General features: G+C 36.4%; 15 protein-coding genes. 8 read left to right on the forward strand and 7 right to left on the reverse strand.

What is annotated here, in order from left to right:
• Nucleotide 1: 1 nt before the first annotated feature.
• A complete protein-coding gene (tmk, locus tag AC6EIZ_RS08965; protein WP_498510600.1) occupies nucleotides 2-637 on the reverse strand; it encodes a dTMP kinase in 636 nt (211 codons plus the stop codon).
• Nucleotides 634-2,964, reverse strand: coding sequence for a heavy metal translocating P-type ATPase (locus AC6EIZ_RS08970; RefSeq protein WP_498510602.1), 2,331 nt, complete (start codon nucleotides 2,962-2,964; stop codon nucleotides 634-636). Before AC6EIZ_RS08970 ends, tmk begins: the two co-directional genes overlap by 4 nt.
• A 161-nt stretch (nucleotides 2,965-3,125) precedes the next feature.
• On the opposite strand from AC6EIZ_RS08970, the gene AC6EIZ_RS08975 reads away from it, so the two are divergent.
• Nucleotides 3,126-3,647 (forward strand): photosystem I assembly protein Ycf3, encoded by a 522-nt coding sequence (locus AC6EIZ_RS08975; protein WP_498510604.1) that lies wholly within the window; start codon nucleotides 3,126-3,128, stop codon nucleotides 3,645-3,647.
• Between the two features lie 16 nt (nucleotides 3,648-3,663).
• Here AC6EIZ_RS08975 and radA read toward each other — a convergent pair whose 3' ends face one another.
• Nucleotides 3,664-5,043, reverse strand: coding sequence for a DNA repair protein RadA (gene radA / locus AC6EIZ_RS08980; protein ID WP_498510606.1), 1,380 nt, complete (start codon nucleotides 5,041-5,043; stop codon nucleotides 3,664-3,666).
• A gap of 107 nt (nucleotides 5,044-5,150) precedes the next feature.
• Between radA and rpaB the strand changes: the two genes are divergently transcribed.
• The 5 genes from rpaB to AC6EIZ_RS09005 are packed head-to-tail and all read left to right on the forward strand — an operon-like array spanning nucleotide 5,151 to nucleotide 9,901.
• The gene (rpaB, locus tag AC6EIZ_RS08985) at nucleotides 5,151-5,897 is read left to right on the forward strand and encodes a response regulator transcription factor RpaB (protein WP_011294133.1); all 747 of its coding nucleotides are present in this window, start codon (nucleotides 5,151-5,153) and stop codon (nucleotides 5,895-5,897) included.
• A 4-nt stretch (nucleotides 5,898-5,901) separates the two neighbouring features.
• Nucleotides 5,902-7,224, forward strand: a complete 1,323-nt coding sequence (plsX, locus tag AC6EIZ_RS08990; protein ID WP_498510608.1) for a phosphate acyltransferase PlsX — start codon at nucleotides 5,902-5,904, stop codon at nucleotides 7,222-7,224.
• A gap of 53 nt (nucleotides 7,225-7,277) precedes the next feature.
• Nucleotides 7,278-8,294 carry a beta-ketoacyl-ACP synthase III gene (locus tag AC6EIZ_RS08995; RefSeq protein WP_498510610.1) on the forward strand — a complete coding sequence of 339 codons (1,017 nt, stop codon included), beginning with the start codon at nucleotides 7,278-7,280 and terminating at the stop codon, nucleotides 8,292-8,294.
• A 27-nt stretch (nucleotides 8,295-8,321) separates the two neighbouring features.
• Nucleotides 8,322-9,218, forward strand: coding sequence for an ACP S-malonyltransferase (fabD, locus tag AC6EIZ_RS09000; protein ID WP_498510612.1), 897 nt, complete (start codon nucleotides 8,322-8,324; stop codon nucleotides 9,216-9,218).
• A gap of 50 nt (nucleotides 9,219-9,268) precedes the next feature.
• Entirely contained in the window at nucleotides 9,269-9,901 is a 633-nt protein-coding gene (locus tag AC6EIZ_RS09005; protein WP_498513246.1) for a lysophospholipid acyltransferase family protein, read from the forward strand.
• A 47-nt stretch (nucleotides 9,902-9,948) separates the two neighbouring features.
• Here the strand turns inward: AC6EIZ_RS09005 and tsaB are convergent, their stop codons facing one another.
• Together tsaB and AC6EIZ_RS09015 are read right to left on the reverse strand one after the other, a co-directional pair.
• Complete coding sequence (gene tsaB, locus AC6EIZ_RS09010) at nucleotides 9,949-10,605, reverse strand: tRNA (adenosine(37)-N6)-threonylcarbamoyltransferase complex dimerization subunit type 1 TsaB (protein ID WP_498510614.1); 657 nt, start codon at nucleotides 10,603-10,605, stop codon at nucleotides 9,949-9,951.
• A gap of 15 nt (nucleotides 10,606-10,620) precedes the next feature.
• Entirely contained in the window at nucleotides 10,621-10,872 is a 252-nt protein-coding gene (locus AC6EIZ_RS09015; RefSeq protein ID WP_498510616.1) for a Ycf34 family protein, read from the reverse strand.
• Between the two features lie 29 nt (nucleotides 10,873-10,901).
• On the opposite strand from AC6EIZ_RS09015, the gene AC6EIZ_RS09020 reads away from it, so the two are divergent.
• Both AC6EIZ_RS09020 and AC6EIZ_RS09025 read left to right on the forward strand, forming a co-directional pair.
• The gene (locus tag AC6EIZ_RS09020) at nucleotides 10,902-12,095 is read left to right on the forward strand and encodes a tRNA nucleotidyltransferase/poly(A) polymerase-related protein (protein WP_498510618.1); all 1,194 of its coding nucleotides are present in this window, start codon (nucleotides 10,902-10,904) and stop codon (nucleotides 12,093-12,095) included.
• A gap of 66 nt (nucleotides 12,096-12,161) precedes the next feature.
• Nucleotides 12,162-12,593, forward strand: coding sequence for an RNA recognition motif domain-containing protein (locus AC6EIZ_RS09025; RefSeq protein WP_498510619.1), 432 nt, complete (start codon nucleotides 12,162-12,164; stop codon nucleotides 12,591-12,593).
• 26 nt (nucleotides 12,594-12,619) lie between these two features.
• Here AC6EIZ_RS09025 and AC6EIZ_RS09030 read toward each other — a convergent pair whose 3' ends face one another.
• Together AC6EIZ_RS09030 and pds are read right to left on the reverse strand one after the other, a co-directional pair.
• Nucleotides 12,620-13,558, reverse strand: coding sequence for a phytoene synthase (locus AC6EIZ_RS09030; protein ID WP_498510621.1), 939 nt, complete (start codon nucleotides 13,556-13,558; stop codon nucleotides 12,620-12,622).
• Nucleotides 13,559-13,634: 76 nt separating this feature from the next.
• Nucleotides 13,635-15,029, reverse strand: a complete 1,395-nt coding sequence (pds, locus tag AC6EIZ_RS09035; protein ID WP_498510623.1) for a 15-cis-phytoene desaturase — start codon at nucleotides 15,027-15,029, stop codon at nucleotides 13,635-13,637.
• Between the last annotated feature and the right edge of the window lie 94 nt (nucleotides 15,030-15,123).

Consider the following 15,123-nt stretch of genomic DNA (forward strand, 5'->3'; position numbering starts at 1 on the left):
TCTACTTTCTGTTTATTAATCTCTTTATTTCAGATTGAATTTCAGACATTATATTTTCTTTAGAATTAATAGCAGATATCTTTTTCCATTTTCTATCTACACACAAAGCTTGAAAGCCGAGAGAAACATTTGATAAAAATTCTATACCTTCTTTTTCTATGCGATCATCTTCTATATTTATTCTTCTTTTTATACTTTCTTCAACCGGTATATCTAGTAGAAATGTAATGTCTGCAGTAATACCTTTTGTTGCTATGGTTTCGAGATCTTTAATTAAATTTATATCTAACTTTCTTCCATAACCTTGATAAGCCAGTGTGGACCCACTAAATCTATCGCTTATTACCCAATCACCTTGATTTAAATATGGAAGAATAATTTCATTTACATGTTGTGATCTATCTGCAGCGTAAAGCAAAAGCTCAGTAATAGAATCCGGGCTTTTCCCTTTAGAAGTATCCAATAGAAGCGATCTTATGGACTTTCCTAAATGAGTCCCTCCTGGTTCTCTAGTGATAACTAATTGGTTCTTTTCAGGAATAATGTCACTGCCAATAAGCCATTTTGATAATTCATTTATTTGCGTGGTTTTTCCAGAGCCATCAATACCTTCAAAAACAATAAATTTACCCTTCATTTTGACTTCAAAGATAAAGCATTAAATACAACACTTATAGAGCTCAAGGCCATAAGTAAAGCTGCCAAAGGAGGAGATAGCAATAAGCCAGAGGATGGTAAAAGTAATCCTGCAGCTATTGGTAAAGCAATTAAGTTGTATCCAAAAGCCCATGCAAGGTTTTGTTTGATTTTTAGCATTGCTTGTTTTGATAGTTGTAAAGCATTTGGAAGAGATTCCAAGTTTTCTCCAAGCAAAACAAGATCAGCAGAATCTTGAGCGATTTGAGTTCCTGTTCCTATCGCTACACCCAAGTCTGCAGCGGCAAGAGCTGGGGCATCATTAATTCCATCACCTATCATCGCAACCAAACCATTATTTTTTAATAAGTTCAACTTATTTAGCTTGTCTGCAGGTAACATCTGCCATGCAATTTGTTTTGTATTGAATCCTAATTTTTTCCCTAAAGATAAAACTGCGGAATCTCTATCACCACTAAACAAACTTAATGAAAAACCTCTTGATCGTAATTTATTAATTGAAAGGAAAGCATCTTTTCTCACTTGGTCGTCAATCAGGAAAAAACCTAATAATTTATTCTCCAGTGATACTGCAACTATTGATTGAGCTTTGGTTTTTGAAAGCTGAAAATTATTTTCAATCATTTCATTCCATTCAATTCCTTCATGCTTGATCCATTCGGGAGTTCCGACTCTGATTAGTCCTTCTAAATTATTAATTTTGCCAGATAAGCCTTTACCTGGATATGTATTTGATTTTGATACTTTCTCTAGTTTAATTTCTTTTTTATGTGCTTCTTGAATAATTGCTTGGGCGAGCGGATGTCGACTATCTTGTTCAATGCTTGCTGCCAATTTGAGCATTACATTTCTTTCTGACTCTTTGTTTTCCCAGGAGCCAACAACCAAAGGTCTTCCAATTGTGAGTGTGCCTGTTTTATCAAAAATAATTTGACTGATTTTTGATGCCATTTCTATGACATCACCACCCTTAAAAAGCCATCCTCGTTTAGCAGCTTCCCCAGAAGCGACTGTTATTACCGTTGGTGTAGCAAGTCCTAGAGCACAGGGACAGGCCACAACTAAAACAGCTATTGATAGTTGAAATGAAAGCCCAAGTGGTGTTTGAGGTGTATTCATTAAATGATCATGCAAATGATGGCTTTGCATGAAACCTGTATTAGAGACTTGTAAAACTTCTGGCCATATCTTGGTACCTATTTTCCACCAAAAAAGAAAAGTCATTAAAGCAAGAGTTGTTACCCCATAGCAGAAGATGCCTGCTACCTTGTCTGCTAATCCCTGAATTGGCGCTTTTCTCGCTTGGGCTTCTTCAACCAAACTTATTATTTTTGCTATTGCAGTATCAGATCCTATTTTTTGAACTTCTAAAATAATTGTTGATTCTAAATTTAGGCTGCCAGAGGGTAGCTCAACACCTGGTGTCGCTTCTAGCGGTAAAGACTCACCAGTTAAGCTTGATACATCGATTGCCGAATTTCCTTTTATAACCAAACCATCAACTGGGATTCTATCCCCCGCTAATAATTGAATTTTTTCACCTGGTCTGAGTGCTCCTATTCTAATTTCTCGAATTTCATTATTCTCTAAAATTAAATTGGCTGTTTGGGGTTGTAATTTTGCTAATTCTTTTAGTGCCGTGCCTGTGTTTATTCTTGCTCTTTCTTCTAAAAAACGTCCTAATAAAACAAATCCAAGCAGCATAACTGGTTCATTGAAAAAACATGGCCACCCAACTGTTGGCCAAATCAGAGCAATAATGCTTGCTATATAAGCACTCATTACACCAAGACTGACTAGGGTATCCATAGTCGGTGTAAGCATGGTTGCTGATTTTATTCCTGCTTTTAGGATTAATTTGCCAGGTCCGAGTAAAGCAAATGTTGCGAGCGCAGCATGAAAAGGTAATGAACCAATAAGTGGAAAAGATATTTGTTGACCCTCTACTAGATGTCCTAATCCAGAGAGGATTAATAATGAAGTGGCGATTATTAGTTGTTGCCACTTGTTCCATAAATTTTGATTTTCATTTATCTCTAATTCGGGATTGCTTAAAATTGTTTGACAAGGTCTTTCCCTTGAAGGAAAGCCCTTGGATGTAAGAGTTTCTATTACATCGGATAAGGAATTGCTAGGCTCTTTAGTCTCTATAAAAGCTGTTTTTGTAACTAAATTCACGCTTGCATTATTTATGCTTGGGTGGCTTTTAAGTATTTTTTCTACTGCTTGTACACAACTTCCGCATTTCATTCCATCTACATCAAGCAGAATTGAATTTTTGCTTTTGGCAATCTTTTTGCTGCTCAAGGGAATATAAATTTTGGATACTTATGCTAAATTTAATAAATAAAAAGCATGTTGCATTCATTTAATAATTTATTAATACATAAAAATTAGTTTCATTATTTCTATACATTTCTTCTATTTCTAGACAAGATATAATTATATCTATCGATATTGGTTCAATCGTGCCTAGAAGTCAAAACAAAGACAATTTTCTCGATAAGGCCTTTACAAAGATGGCTGAGGGAATAGTAAAAGTGATGCCAATTGCCTCAAAAGAAAAAGAAGCCTATCTGTATTACCGAAAAGGTTTAGCAGCTCAAAACGATGGGGATTACTCAGAGGCTCTTGAGTATTATGAAGAGAGCTTAAAACTTGAGGATAATCAAGTTGATAGAGGAGAGACATTAAAAAACATGGCAATCATTTATATGAGTAATGGAGATGAAGAGAAAGCACTAAATACATATAAAAAAGCTTTGGGGCAAAATCCCAAACAGCCATCTTGCTTAAAAAACATGGGATTAATTTATGAAAAAAGAGGCAGAATGGCTCAAAGAAATGGAAATCAAGATGAGGGGGATATCTGGTTCGATCAGGCAGCTGAAGTTTGGAGTAAAGCTGTTCGTTTATATCCAGGAGGATATTTAGATATAGAGAATTGGCTTAAGACTACAGGTAGAGGAAATGTTGATGTTTATTTATAAGTAATTAAAACGTGGATTAACTATTACTTAAAGCATAGATTAAAGCTTCATTAATATTAGAAGCTTTTAATATTTTTAATTTTTTATTTTTTTCAAACTCACTTGTATCTAATCCATCTGGGATAATTAATGTTTTATATCCAAGTCTGATCACTTCATTAATTCTTTGTTGCATTTGTCTTACTAATCTTAATTGACCAGCCAGGCCTATTTCCCCAATAAAAACCACGCCTTCTTCAAGTTCAATATTTTTAAAGCTTGACACGATAGCAGCTGCAATTCCTAAATCAGCCGCAGGTTCTTCTACCTCTAATCCTCCAGCTACAGCTAGATAACAGTCAAATCTTGAGAGGGAGAGATTCATGTTTTTTTCTAAAACTGCCAAGATTTGATGAAGCCTGTTGATCTCAATACCAGTAGTGGTCCTTCTTGGACTTGCATAACTAGTGGGGTTTAAAAGTGCTTGTATATCTATCGCTAATGGTCTTGTCCCTTCACAAGTAACGATTGTTGAAATGCCAGGTGCTGAGGTTTTGCTTAAAAATAATTCGCTTGGATTAGAGACCTCTGATAATCCATCTGCTTGCATTTCAAAGACTCCAAGTTCACAAGTGGCACCAAATCGATTTTTCACACCTCTAAGAAGTCTGTGCGCAGCAAAGCGATCGCCCTCAAAAGTAAGTACTGCATCCACAAGATGCTCAAGAACTTTTGGTCCTGCTAACATTCCATCCTTCGTAACGTGCCCGATGATTAAAAGAGTAATGTTTTCCCGTTTAGCAATTTGCTGTAAAGCTGCAGAACATTCTCTAACTTGAGCAACTGAGCCAGGCGAACTGGATAAATTTTGATCATGCAAGGCTTGAATGCTATCAATTACTGCGACGTCAGGCTTCAAATAATTAAGCTCTTTTATAATTAGCTCTAGATCTGTTTCTGCAAGTAAATGAAGATTGGATTCAGAATCTTCAATACGATTCCATCTTATTTTTACTTGTTGCGCAGATTCTTCAGCAGCTACGTAAAGTACTGATCTTTGATGAGCCATTGCAGTAGCACTTTGCAAAATGAGAGTGCTTTTCCCAATCCCTGGGTCTCCACCAATTAATACAAGTGATCCAGGTACTAAACCACCTCCAAGTACCCTGTCTAATTCTTCATATCCACTTGGAATACGATCAATAATTTGGTTTTTTGTCTGACTTATTAGTTCTGAACGATAGGGAGATTTCTCATTAGGAGAATTAATCTTTGTGTAAATAGATTTATCCGTTTTTTGATTAATTTTTTCTTCTATAATTGAGTTCCATTCTCCACAATTGTTGCAGCGGCCAAAGAATTGCCTGGTTTGAGCACCGCAACTTTGACAGACATAAATAGAGACAGAACGAGACACTTAGTTGTAAAAAGGAAGTTGGCTGTAGTTGAATAAAGATAGTGATCTTTAAATGTTGGTGAACCTTCACTTAAGATCTTGTTGCAGCCGCCAAAGCTAAGGAACAAATGACGGCCACAAGTCCCTCAAAGGAAACCATCCTCGTAGCTGATGATGAGGCAAGTATTAGGAGGATCCTAGAAACTCGCCTATCCATGATTGGCTATCAGGTAGTTACTGCTTGTGATGGAAATGAGGCATTGGATCTTTTCAGGAATTGTGAGCCTGATTTGGTAGTCCTTGATGTCATGATGCCTAAATTGGATGGGTATGGAGTTTGTCAGGAACTAAGAAAGGAATCAGATGTTCCCATAGTCATGCTTACAGCATTGGGAGATGTTGCAGATAGAATTACTGGCCTAGAACTTGGTGCTGATGATTATGTTGTTAAACCATTTAGCCCAAAAGAATTGGAAGCTAGGATTAGATGTGTCTTAAGAAGAGTAGAAAAAGAACAAATAGCTGGACTACCTAATTCAGGTGTAATTGCGGTTATGAATTTAAAGATTGATACAAATAAGCGTCAGGTTTATAGAAATGATGAACGCATTAGATTGACAGGAATGGAATTTAGTCTTTTGGAACTATTGGTCAGTCGTTCAGGAGAACCATTTAGTCGAGGGGAGATTCTCAAAGAAGTTTGGGGGTATACACCAGAAAGACATGTTGATACAAGAGTAGTTGACGTCCATATTTCTAGACTTAGATCAAAACTTGAGGATGATCCTGCAAATCCAGAATTAATTCTTACTGCAAGAGGAACAGGTTATCTTTTTCAAAGAATTGTTGATTCTATGATTCCTGAAGGATCATAAATAAGTGGAAAAAAATAACCTAAATAATAAAACCAATCGTTCTAAGGCAATTAGACGATTGGTTATTTGGTATCGCCGAAACTCAGCTGTTACAAGTCTTGTTGACACTGCAACAAGCTCAGCGACAGCTGCAAGCAATGTTGCTGGAACAGTTGTTTCTAATGCTGGCTCTGTTGTTACTAGTGCTGGATCAATTGCCAGGAGTACATTAGAACCATTTGTTTTTGATCCTCTTAGGAGACTGCAAGGTGGAGTAAGCGCAGGCGAGCAAAGTGGAATTCAAGATTCCGAAAGGATTTGGGTCGCTGTGGATGGAATGGGAGGAGATTTTGCACCCGGAGCAATTCTTGATGGGTGTTTGAAATCTTTGTCATTACTTCCACTGAAAATTAAATTTGTTGGTGAAATTGAGAAAGTAGAAAAAGTAGCTATCGAATATGGCTTAGAAGAATCTTTAGATAAAGCTATAGATGATGGAAATTTCGAATTAATTCCAAGCGGTCTTTCCGTTGGTATGGATGAAGAAGCCACTGCAGTGCGCAAAAAAAAGGATGCGAGCATAAATATTGCAATGAAATTGGTTAAAGAAGGCAAAGCTATGGGTGTCTATTCAGCTGGAAACTCTGGAGCAATGATGGCTTCAGCGATTTTTAAGTTAGGACGTTTAAAAGGAATTGATCGTCCAGCAATTGGGGCATTATTCCCAACTAAAGATCCTGGTCAACCAGTATTGGTTTTAGATGTTGGAGCAAATATGGATTGCAAGCCAACCTATTTGCATCAATTTGCTCTTCTTGGAAATATTTATAGTCGAGATGTTTTGCAGGTAGAAAAGCCAAGAATAGGATTATTGAATATTGGCGAAGAATCTTGCAAAGGTAATGATCTTTCTCTAGCAACTTACAAACTTTTAAATGAAGAAAAACGTTTTTGCTTTTCTGGAAATTGTGAAGGACGAGATGTTTTATCAGGTGATTTTGATGTTGTGGTTTGTGATGGATTTACAGGAAACGTTTTGCTGAAATTTCTCGAGTCGGTTGGAAGTGTTCTTTTGGGAGTTTTGAGAGCTGAGTTGCCAAGAGGAAGAAGAGGCAAAGTGGGTTCTGCTTTTTTAAGAAATAATTTAAAACGAATAAAGAAACGTCTTGATCATGCTGAACATGGCGGAGCTTTACTTCTAGGAATTAATGGAATTTGTGTTATTGGTCATGGCGGCAGTAAAGCTTTATCTGTTTTGAGTGCGTTAAGAGTTGTTCATTCTGCTGCAAGCCATGGAGTAATGGATGATTTAGCAGATTTAAATAAATCAGATGTTTTAAAGGTCTGATTGGAACTGTCCTACCATGTGATTGACTTATGAAATGAGGGCTTTTTTTAGATTTGATTAGAAATTCTCAATGGGACTCAGGAATATCTTTTGTGGGGTGCGGAAGCGCAATACCTCAAAAGGTAATCAATAATGATCAACTTGGTCAGAGGGTGGATACTAATGATGAATGGATTCAAAGTAGAACTGGTATTTGTGAAAGAAGGGTTATTGGGAAAAATGAGTCTCTGATTGACTTGGCTAGTGAAGCGGCACTTAATGCTGTCAAAATGGCTAATTGGGATGTAAAAACCATTGATTTAATAATTCTTGCAACATCAACGCCTGAAGATTTATTTGGCTCCGCGCCTAAAATTCAATCAAATTTAGGAGCTTCCAATGCAGTCGCTTTTGATTTGACTGCTGCTTGTAGTGGTTTTTTATTTGCTTTGGTAACTGCATCACAATATTTAGCTTCTGGTTCGATGAAAAGAGCTGTTGTGATTGGAGCAGACCAATTGTCAAAATGGGTGGATTGGGATGATAGAAAAACCTGTGTTTTGTTTGGAGATGGAGCAGGAGCAGTAGCTCTTGAGATGTCAGAAAATGAAAGGGGTTTGATTGGATATGATTTGCAGTCTGATGGAAGTAAAGGAGGTTGTTTAAATCTTTCTCAATCAAATAATTTTTTAGATTTAGTTCAAGGAGCTACCCATCAAAAAGGGGAGTATTTGCCAATAAAAATGGAGGGAAAGGAGGTTTATAAGTTTGCAGTTAAAGAAGTTCCAATCATTCTTGGAGAACTCTTAGAAAAATATCAAATCAAGTCAGAGACAATAGATTGGCTTCTATTACATCAAGCTAATCAAAGAATTCTTGATGCTGTAGCTTCGAGATTTTCCATACCATCAGAAAAAGTTCTTTCAAATTTGAAACATTATGGAAACACCTCAGCAGCAACAATCCCATTGATGCTTGATGAAGCAGTTAGAGATCAGAGGATTCAATCAGGCGATTTAATTGCCTGTAGTGGATTTGGTGCTGGCTTGAGTTGGGGAGCCGCTTTGTTTTATTGGCATGGTGCCTATTAAGCTGTTTACTAATTAATTCAGAAAATTATGACTATTGCCTGGGTCTTTCCTGGACAAGGCTCTCAAAAATTAGGTATGGCAAATTCGTTATTAGATTTGCCTGGTTCAAGAGATAGATTTGAATTAGCCTCAGAAATTTTAGGAAGAGATCTTTGGAAAATTTGTTGTGGTGAGGGGGTTCCAAACGAAGAAATATATGATTTAAACGATACTAGAAACACCCAACCTGCACTTTTTGTTGTTGAGTCGCTCTTGGTTGATGATTTAAAAAGACAAAAAAGGGAGGCCAAAATAATTGCAGGCCACAGTCTCGGAGAAATAGTTGGTCTTTATTCAGCAGAAGTATTAGATGCGAAGACAGCGATATTGCTATTAAAAAAAAGATCTGAATTGATGGCATCGGCAGGAGGAGGAGCCATGATTGCTGTTTTGGGCTTTGATCGAAATGAATTAGATGATTTGATTAGAGAAACTGATGGTGCTTCAATAGCTAATGACAATAGTGAATCTCAGGTTGTCTTATCAGGTTCACAAGAAGCTGTGAGGAAAGTGGCTGATAATTTAAAATGCAAAAGAGCTATACCTTTGCAAGTTTCAGGTGCTTTTCATTCCATCTTTATGACTGAAGCATCTAAAAGTTTTGCTGAAGTACTTGATCGTGTAACTTTTCAAGATGCTCAAGTCCCAGTTCTTAGCAATGTTGATCCAACTCCAACTTTAAGTGGAGAATTATTGAAATATCGCCTAAAAAGACAAATGACCACTGGAGTCAGGTGGAGAGAGACCATGGATGTAATGCAAAAAGAAGGTATTACCACAATGGTTGAGATTGGGCCAGGAAATGTGCTTAGCGGTCTTGCCAAACGATCAATGAAAGGGGTCTTGGCCAGTCAAATATCAAATACAAGTGATCTGGGTTATTGATTTTGGAAAAAATTAGAGTTATTACGGGAGTTGAAAAAATCCAAAAGAATATGCCGCAACAAAGTTTTGTTTATAGTTGTGTAAGTTATTTATTCGTTTTCCCGATTTTTCGCTTTTTCTTTAGAGGTCAAACAAAAGGAATTTCGAATTTACCCAAGACAGGTGGAGTTGTCATTGTTTCTAATCATGGCTCCCATCTTGATCCACCGATTTTGGGTCATGCACTGGGGAGACCGGTAGCTTTCATGGCAAAATCTGAACTTTTTCAGGTGCCCATATTGTCATTCATAATTTCTGCTTGTGGTGCCTATTCAGTTAAGAGAGGAGCTGGAGATAGAGATGCCATAAGAAATGCATCTAATAGATTAAGTGAAGGTTGGGCTACAGGTGTGTTTTTGGACGGAACCAGACAGGAAAATGGGAGAGTTAATGAGCCTAAAGCAGGAGCTGCTCTTCTGGCTGCGAGGACAGGTTCACCTCTTCTTCCTGTGGCAATAGTTAATAGTCACCGAGCTTTCCCAAAAGGATCTCTGCTGCCTCGATTTGTCTCTATTCATTTAAGAGTTGGTGAATTAATTCAACCCCCTAAAACAAAGAAAAGAGAAGATTTAACATCCACAACTAAAGAAATTCAAATATCTATAAATTCAATGTTGGATAAAGGTCTAATAAAGAATATTTAGATTAGGTTATATCTATACGATAAGAAAATGTTGGAACTTATCTATTTTTATTTATCGATTGGTGAAGTTGGATAGATGGGTAATGTCTTTTTCCAATGAGAAATTACTTTTAAATTGTGACAATGTTGAGAAAAATTCACTAGTGAAATAATATCTTTTTCTATATTAATAGAAGTATTTATTGAAGGATTAATTTCTTTTTCATTCCTTATTAAATGTGGAGAAATAAGTTCACTAAATTCATTAAAATTTGACTTCTTGTGGATTTTTATTAGTTTATACTTACCTGCAACAACTCCTCTCCTTGGTAAAATATCTTTTATCCAAAATGGATTAAAGATTTGATTTTGATCAAGTTCTTTATGAAGTCTTGGAGCCATCAAATGAAAGGAACTTATAGAATCTAATGGACAATCAATTTGTTGTGCAATTGTTCTAGCCATTGAGATTGTTAATCTTGTACTAGTGAAACTTCCAGGACCTTTTACTACTGCAATGCGAATGATTTGCTTCCAAAATTTGCTAGGAAGAATTTTTTCTATACAACTAAATAATTTGTTGGATAATGAGCGACCGATATGAAATACTTCGCTTTTTAAAATTGCTTCTGGATTTTCAGTGTCCTTAAGCGCAATGCCAAAGGATTCTGAGCAACTGTGTAAGGCTAATAAATACTTTGAATTTGATTTATAGATTTTTTGCAATGGTTTTACGATTTTTTACTTTGGAATTTCTTCTCCAGGACGCAGCCTGCTCCATTTTCCTTGATCCAGACGAAAACTATCGCATCCTCTTACATCCCATTCTATTCCTATCTCGCTCTCAGGCATGTCTAAAATGTTGATATGTATTTTTGGATTATTTCCTTGAAAATCCGGATTTTTAGTCAGGTGTTTGACTCCATGATTTTCTTCGACTGTGTAGTAGGTCTTGCATCTATCTACCCAGGCACAATCAACACAGATGCACATAACTATAAAATTAGAACCTAGGTTTAATTTTGATTAGTAAGGACACATTACTATTAAATGATCTTTTTAGAGATTTAAATCTAAAAGATTGGCCAATATCCATAGCTGATTTACCTCCTGGAAGTGCTCTAGTTGGTGGTTCTGTTAGAGATGGATTGTTGAACAAATTGAGTCAAAAACCTGATTTAGATTTTGTTATACAAACAAATGCTATTAAGTTCAGCGAAAATTTATCTAAAAAGATTAATGCTACTTTTGTAAAGCTTGATGAAAAGAGAGATATTGCTCGATTAGTTGTTAACGGATGGACACTAGATTTTGCTCGACAGGTTGGAGAGAATCTCAGAGATGATTTATTAAGACGTGATTTTAGAATTAACGCAATTGCTTTAAGGTTTGAAGAAAAACCGGAGATTTATGATCCAACTGGAGGAATGGATGATTTGAAAAGCAAGAAAATTGTTGCGGTAAGTGAGAAGAATTTAATTCAAGACCCATTGAGAATTCTCAGAGGTTTTCGATTAATGTGTGAATTGAATTTTAATATAGAGAAAAAAACTAAGAATTTTCTAAAATATAATGTAGATAAATTAAGTAATGTTGCGCCTGAAAGGATAAAAGCGGAGATTTTTAAAATAGTTAAATCCAAATGGAGTTTTTCAGCTTGGGAAACTTATTTAGAACTTCAATTATTGAAAAATTGGCAAGAAGAAAAGATCTCTAGCAATGATCTAAAAAGAAGAGAAATTTTATCAGAGAAACCTTTGCTAGGAGGCTTTTTAGCAAAATTAATATTGTTGCTCAGTGATGAAGGTTTGTCTTGTTTGAAGTTTAGTAAAAATGAAATCAAAAGATGCAAGTACCTCAGGTTTTGGGTCCATAAAATTACCAAAATAGGGTTAGATAATCTTTCAGAGGATGAAAGGTTCCAGCTTCACATAGATTTGGAAGAGGATTTGCCATCTTTAATTCTTTTTTTGAAAGAAAAATATTCGAATGTTTGGCTGAATCGCTGGAAAGACCCCTCTGATCCCCTCTTTCACCCTTCTTCTCCGATAAATGGATATTCACTTCAAAAAGTCTTGAGAATCCCCCCTGGCCCCTTTTTAGGAGAACTAATGTGGCATCTCTCAAAGGAAAAAGCTTATGGACGATTTTGCACAAATCAAGAGGCTTTGGAGGTCGCTCGTAAATGGACCCTAGAGAATTCACCCTTTTTGTGATTAACTACACACAAATCAAATTTATCTCGGCCGTATGCCGTCGTCTTCTTATCCCCTTTTTTCTAAATGAGTGTTCGCCTTTACATCGGCAATTTGCCGCAGAATGTCAATGTTAAAGAACTTGAGTCCCTTCTCTCTTCTATTGGAGACGGCATCAAATTTAAAGCGGTTTTCGATAGAGATACCAAGGCTTGTAGGGGATTTGGTTTTGCAAATATAAAAAATGAGAATGTTGCAAATGAACTAATTGAAAAATTAAATGGCCATGAATTTAGTGGGAATAAATTAAGGGTAGAGCGTTCTGAGCGAAAGGATTCGAATTCTGGTAACTCAAAAAGAGGAGCAAGTTCTAACAATGGAAATAAAGGCTCTAATCGTAAAGATGTTAAGAAAGTTGTACATAGCGATGCACCAATTAAAGAAGCTCCAGATCCAAGATGGGCTGGCGAACTGTCAAAACTTAAGGATCTTTTAGCGAATCAAAAAACGCCTGTATAAGTATTGATATTCAATTAAGTAGATGTTCAATTAAATAGTGTTTTTAGTTTGTATTTTTCATCGTTAATAGTCATAAAATAAGAGATGGGTAGGTTTATTGCTTTCACCCATCCCTTTACATAAGCACGATTATTAAAAACATCATAATCTAATTTTTCAATTGAATTTAGTATTCCGCTATAAAGCTTCAGCGAAGTCCAAATAGGCCATCTTGCATCTATTGAGAGCCATTTGATGCCTTCCTCAGAGGTAAGAAACCAATCTCTGGCTCTGGCTAATTGAAAAGACATCAGTGCTTTCCAGTTTTCATTGATTTTTCCATTCAATAAATCTTCTTCTGAATAATTAAATTTATCTAGATCCTCTAGTGGTAAATATATTCTTCCTCTTCCTCTATCTTCTCCAACATCTCTCAGGATATTGGTTAATTGATTCGCAATTCCTAGCGCAATAGCAGCTTTTGAGGTGTTAGGCGATGGTTTACTTGGATTAGATGTATAGGCAGCATCAATTCCAATTACACCTTGGGTCATTAACCCAACTGTTCCAGCAACTCTGTAACAGTAGAGCTCAAGTTCTTCAAAGGTTTTGTATCTCGTTTTATCTAGATCCATTCTCTGTCCATCTATCATATCGATGTAAGGCTGAATGGATTGCGGAAATTTTTGAAGAGTATCAGCTAAGACTGCATCAAGATCATCCTCAATATTCCCAGCAAACACTTTTTTAGTTTTGTCTTCCCATTTATTCAGTCGATCTGATAATTCATTTCTAGACTTTTTTTGAGCTTCATTGCTATCCATTAATTCATCAGTTCTCCTGCACCAAACATAGATAGCCCAGATGGCTTTGCGTTTGGCAGGGGGCAACAACATTGTGCCAAGGTAGAAGGTTTTAGCCCAAAGAGCAGTTTCCTTCCTACAAGCCTCGTAGGCATCCTCTAGATTCAAAGAAGACTGAGCCAAAATTAATAGTTTGTAAGTTTTTTAGTTTCCAATTTTCTATTGAATTGTAGTACTGGAAAAGATTGTTTTTAATACATTAAGACTTGGAAGAACTAATGTCAGTCGAGTCTTGGATCTTTTCTGCGCACAACTTTCCACTTAAGACAGCACCTTCCATTGAAGCTAAATAACGCTGCATAGTGTAATCACCGGTTAGGAAAAAATTTCTTATGGGAGTCTTTTGATCAGGTCTTAAATCTTGGCATCCAGGCACAGCTTTATATACTGATTGAGGGGTTTTAATGACCTTGTATTTGCGTAACTTAGCTTGATTTTCCCCTGAAAAATGCATGGGGAATAATTTTATTAATTCTTGCATTGTCGCATCAATTATCTCTTCATCTTTACGACTGATCCAGTCTTTTGCAGGAGCAAAAACTAATTCGAGCATTGATCGATTTGGATCTTCATATTCTTTACAGGTAATACTCATGTCAGCATAAACACTTAAGAGTGGAGATCTACTGAATAATAGGTGATCAATATTTGTAAGTTTTCGATCGAACCAAAGATGAATGTTAATAACCGGAACTCCTTTTAGTCCTTCAAGTTTTCTGAAAATATCTTTGGAGGCCCATTCGTTAGGCAAAATTGTTTTAAAAATATCTACTGGCATTGCACTGACATACGCATCCGCTTCAATTTCTTCTCCATTGGATGCTTTAGCACTGCCTATCAAGAAATTATTAACACATCCATCTTCTTTTAAATTGATTTTCCTGAGCGGACTATTTAAAAATACGTCTCCACCTAAAGCTCTTATATGATCAACAATTGGTTGACAAAGTCTTTCTGGTGGGGCGCCATCAAGAAATGCCATTTTTGATCCATTCTTTTCTTGTAGGAAGCGATTTAATGCTGTCAACAATACTGTTGAGGATATTTCATCAGGACCTATGAAATTCAGTGCCTTACTCATTGCGATAAAAACTTCATCATTCACTCTTTCAGGGATATTCTGCTTTTTTAGCCACTCAGTCCAAGAGTATTTATCGCACTCCTCTACATAATTTTGACCTCGCAACATCGCTGGGATTAGTCCTAGTCCAAAAGAAATTTTTTCTGGCCAGCTAAGCATATCGTTGTTGCTTAAAATCGCTGCTACTCCATTTACTGGAGCAGGAAGATCAGGGAAATCGAAACGGCTATATGTGCCAGGTTCTTCTGGTTGGTTGAAAATCATGGAATGACTTTTCCATTGAAGACGATCTTCAATATTTAGTTCTTTAAAAAGCTGGAGCATGTTTGGATATGCTCCAAAAAATATATGTAATCCAGTCTCATACCAGTCTCCATCCTCATCTTTCCAAGCAGCTACTTTTCCACCAAGTACGTTTCTGGCCTCATAAACAAATGGCGTATGACCTGCATCGGCTAAGTATTTTGCACATGAGAGTCCTGCCAATCCGGCTCCAGCGATTGCTACGCGCATACTTAAATAAAAGAGTATTTAACAACTTTAGTGATTAAGACCACCCAACAAGGGGTAAGGCCGTTAAATTTGCAGTATATATTTTGAATTGTTG

Source organism: Prochlorococcus sp. G4PB16, assembly GCF_059772465.1.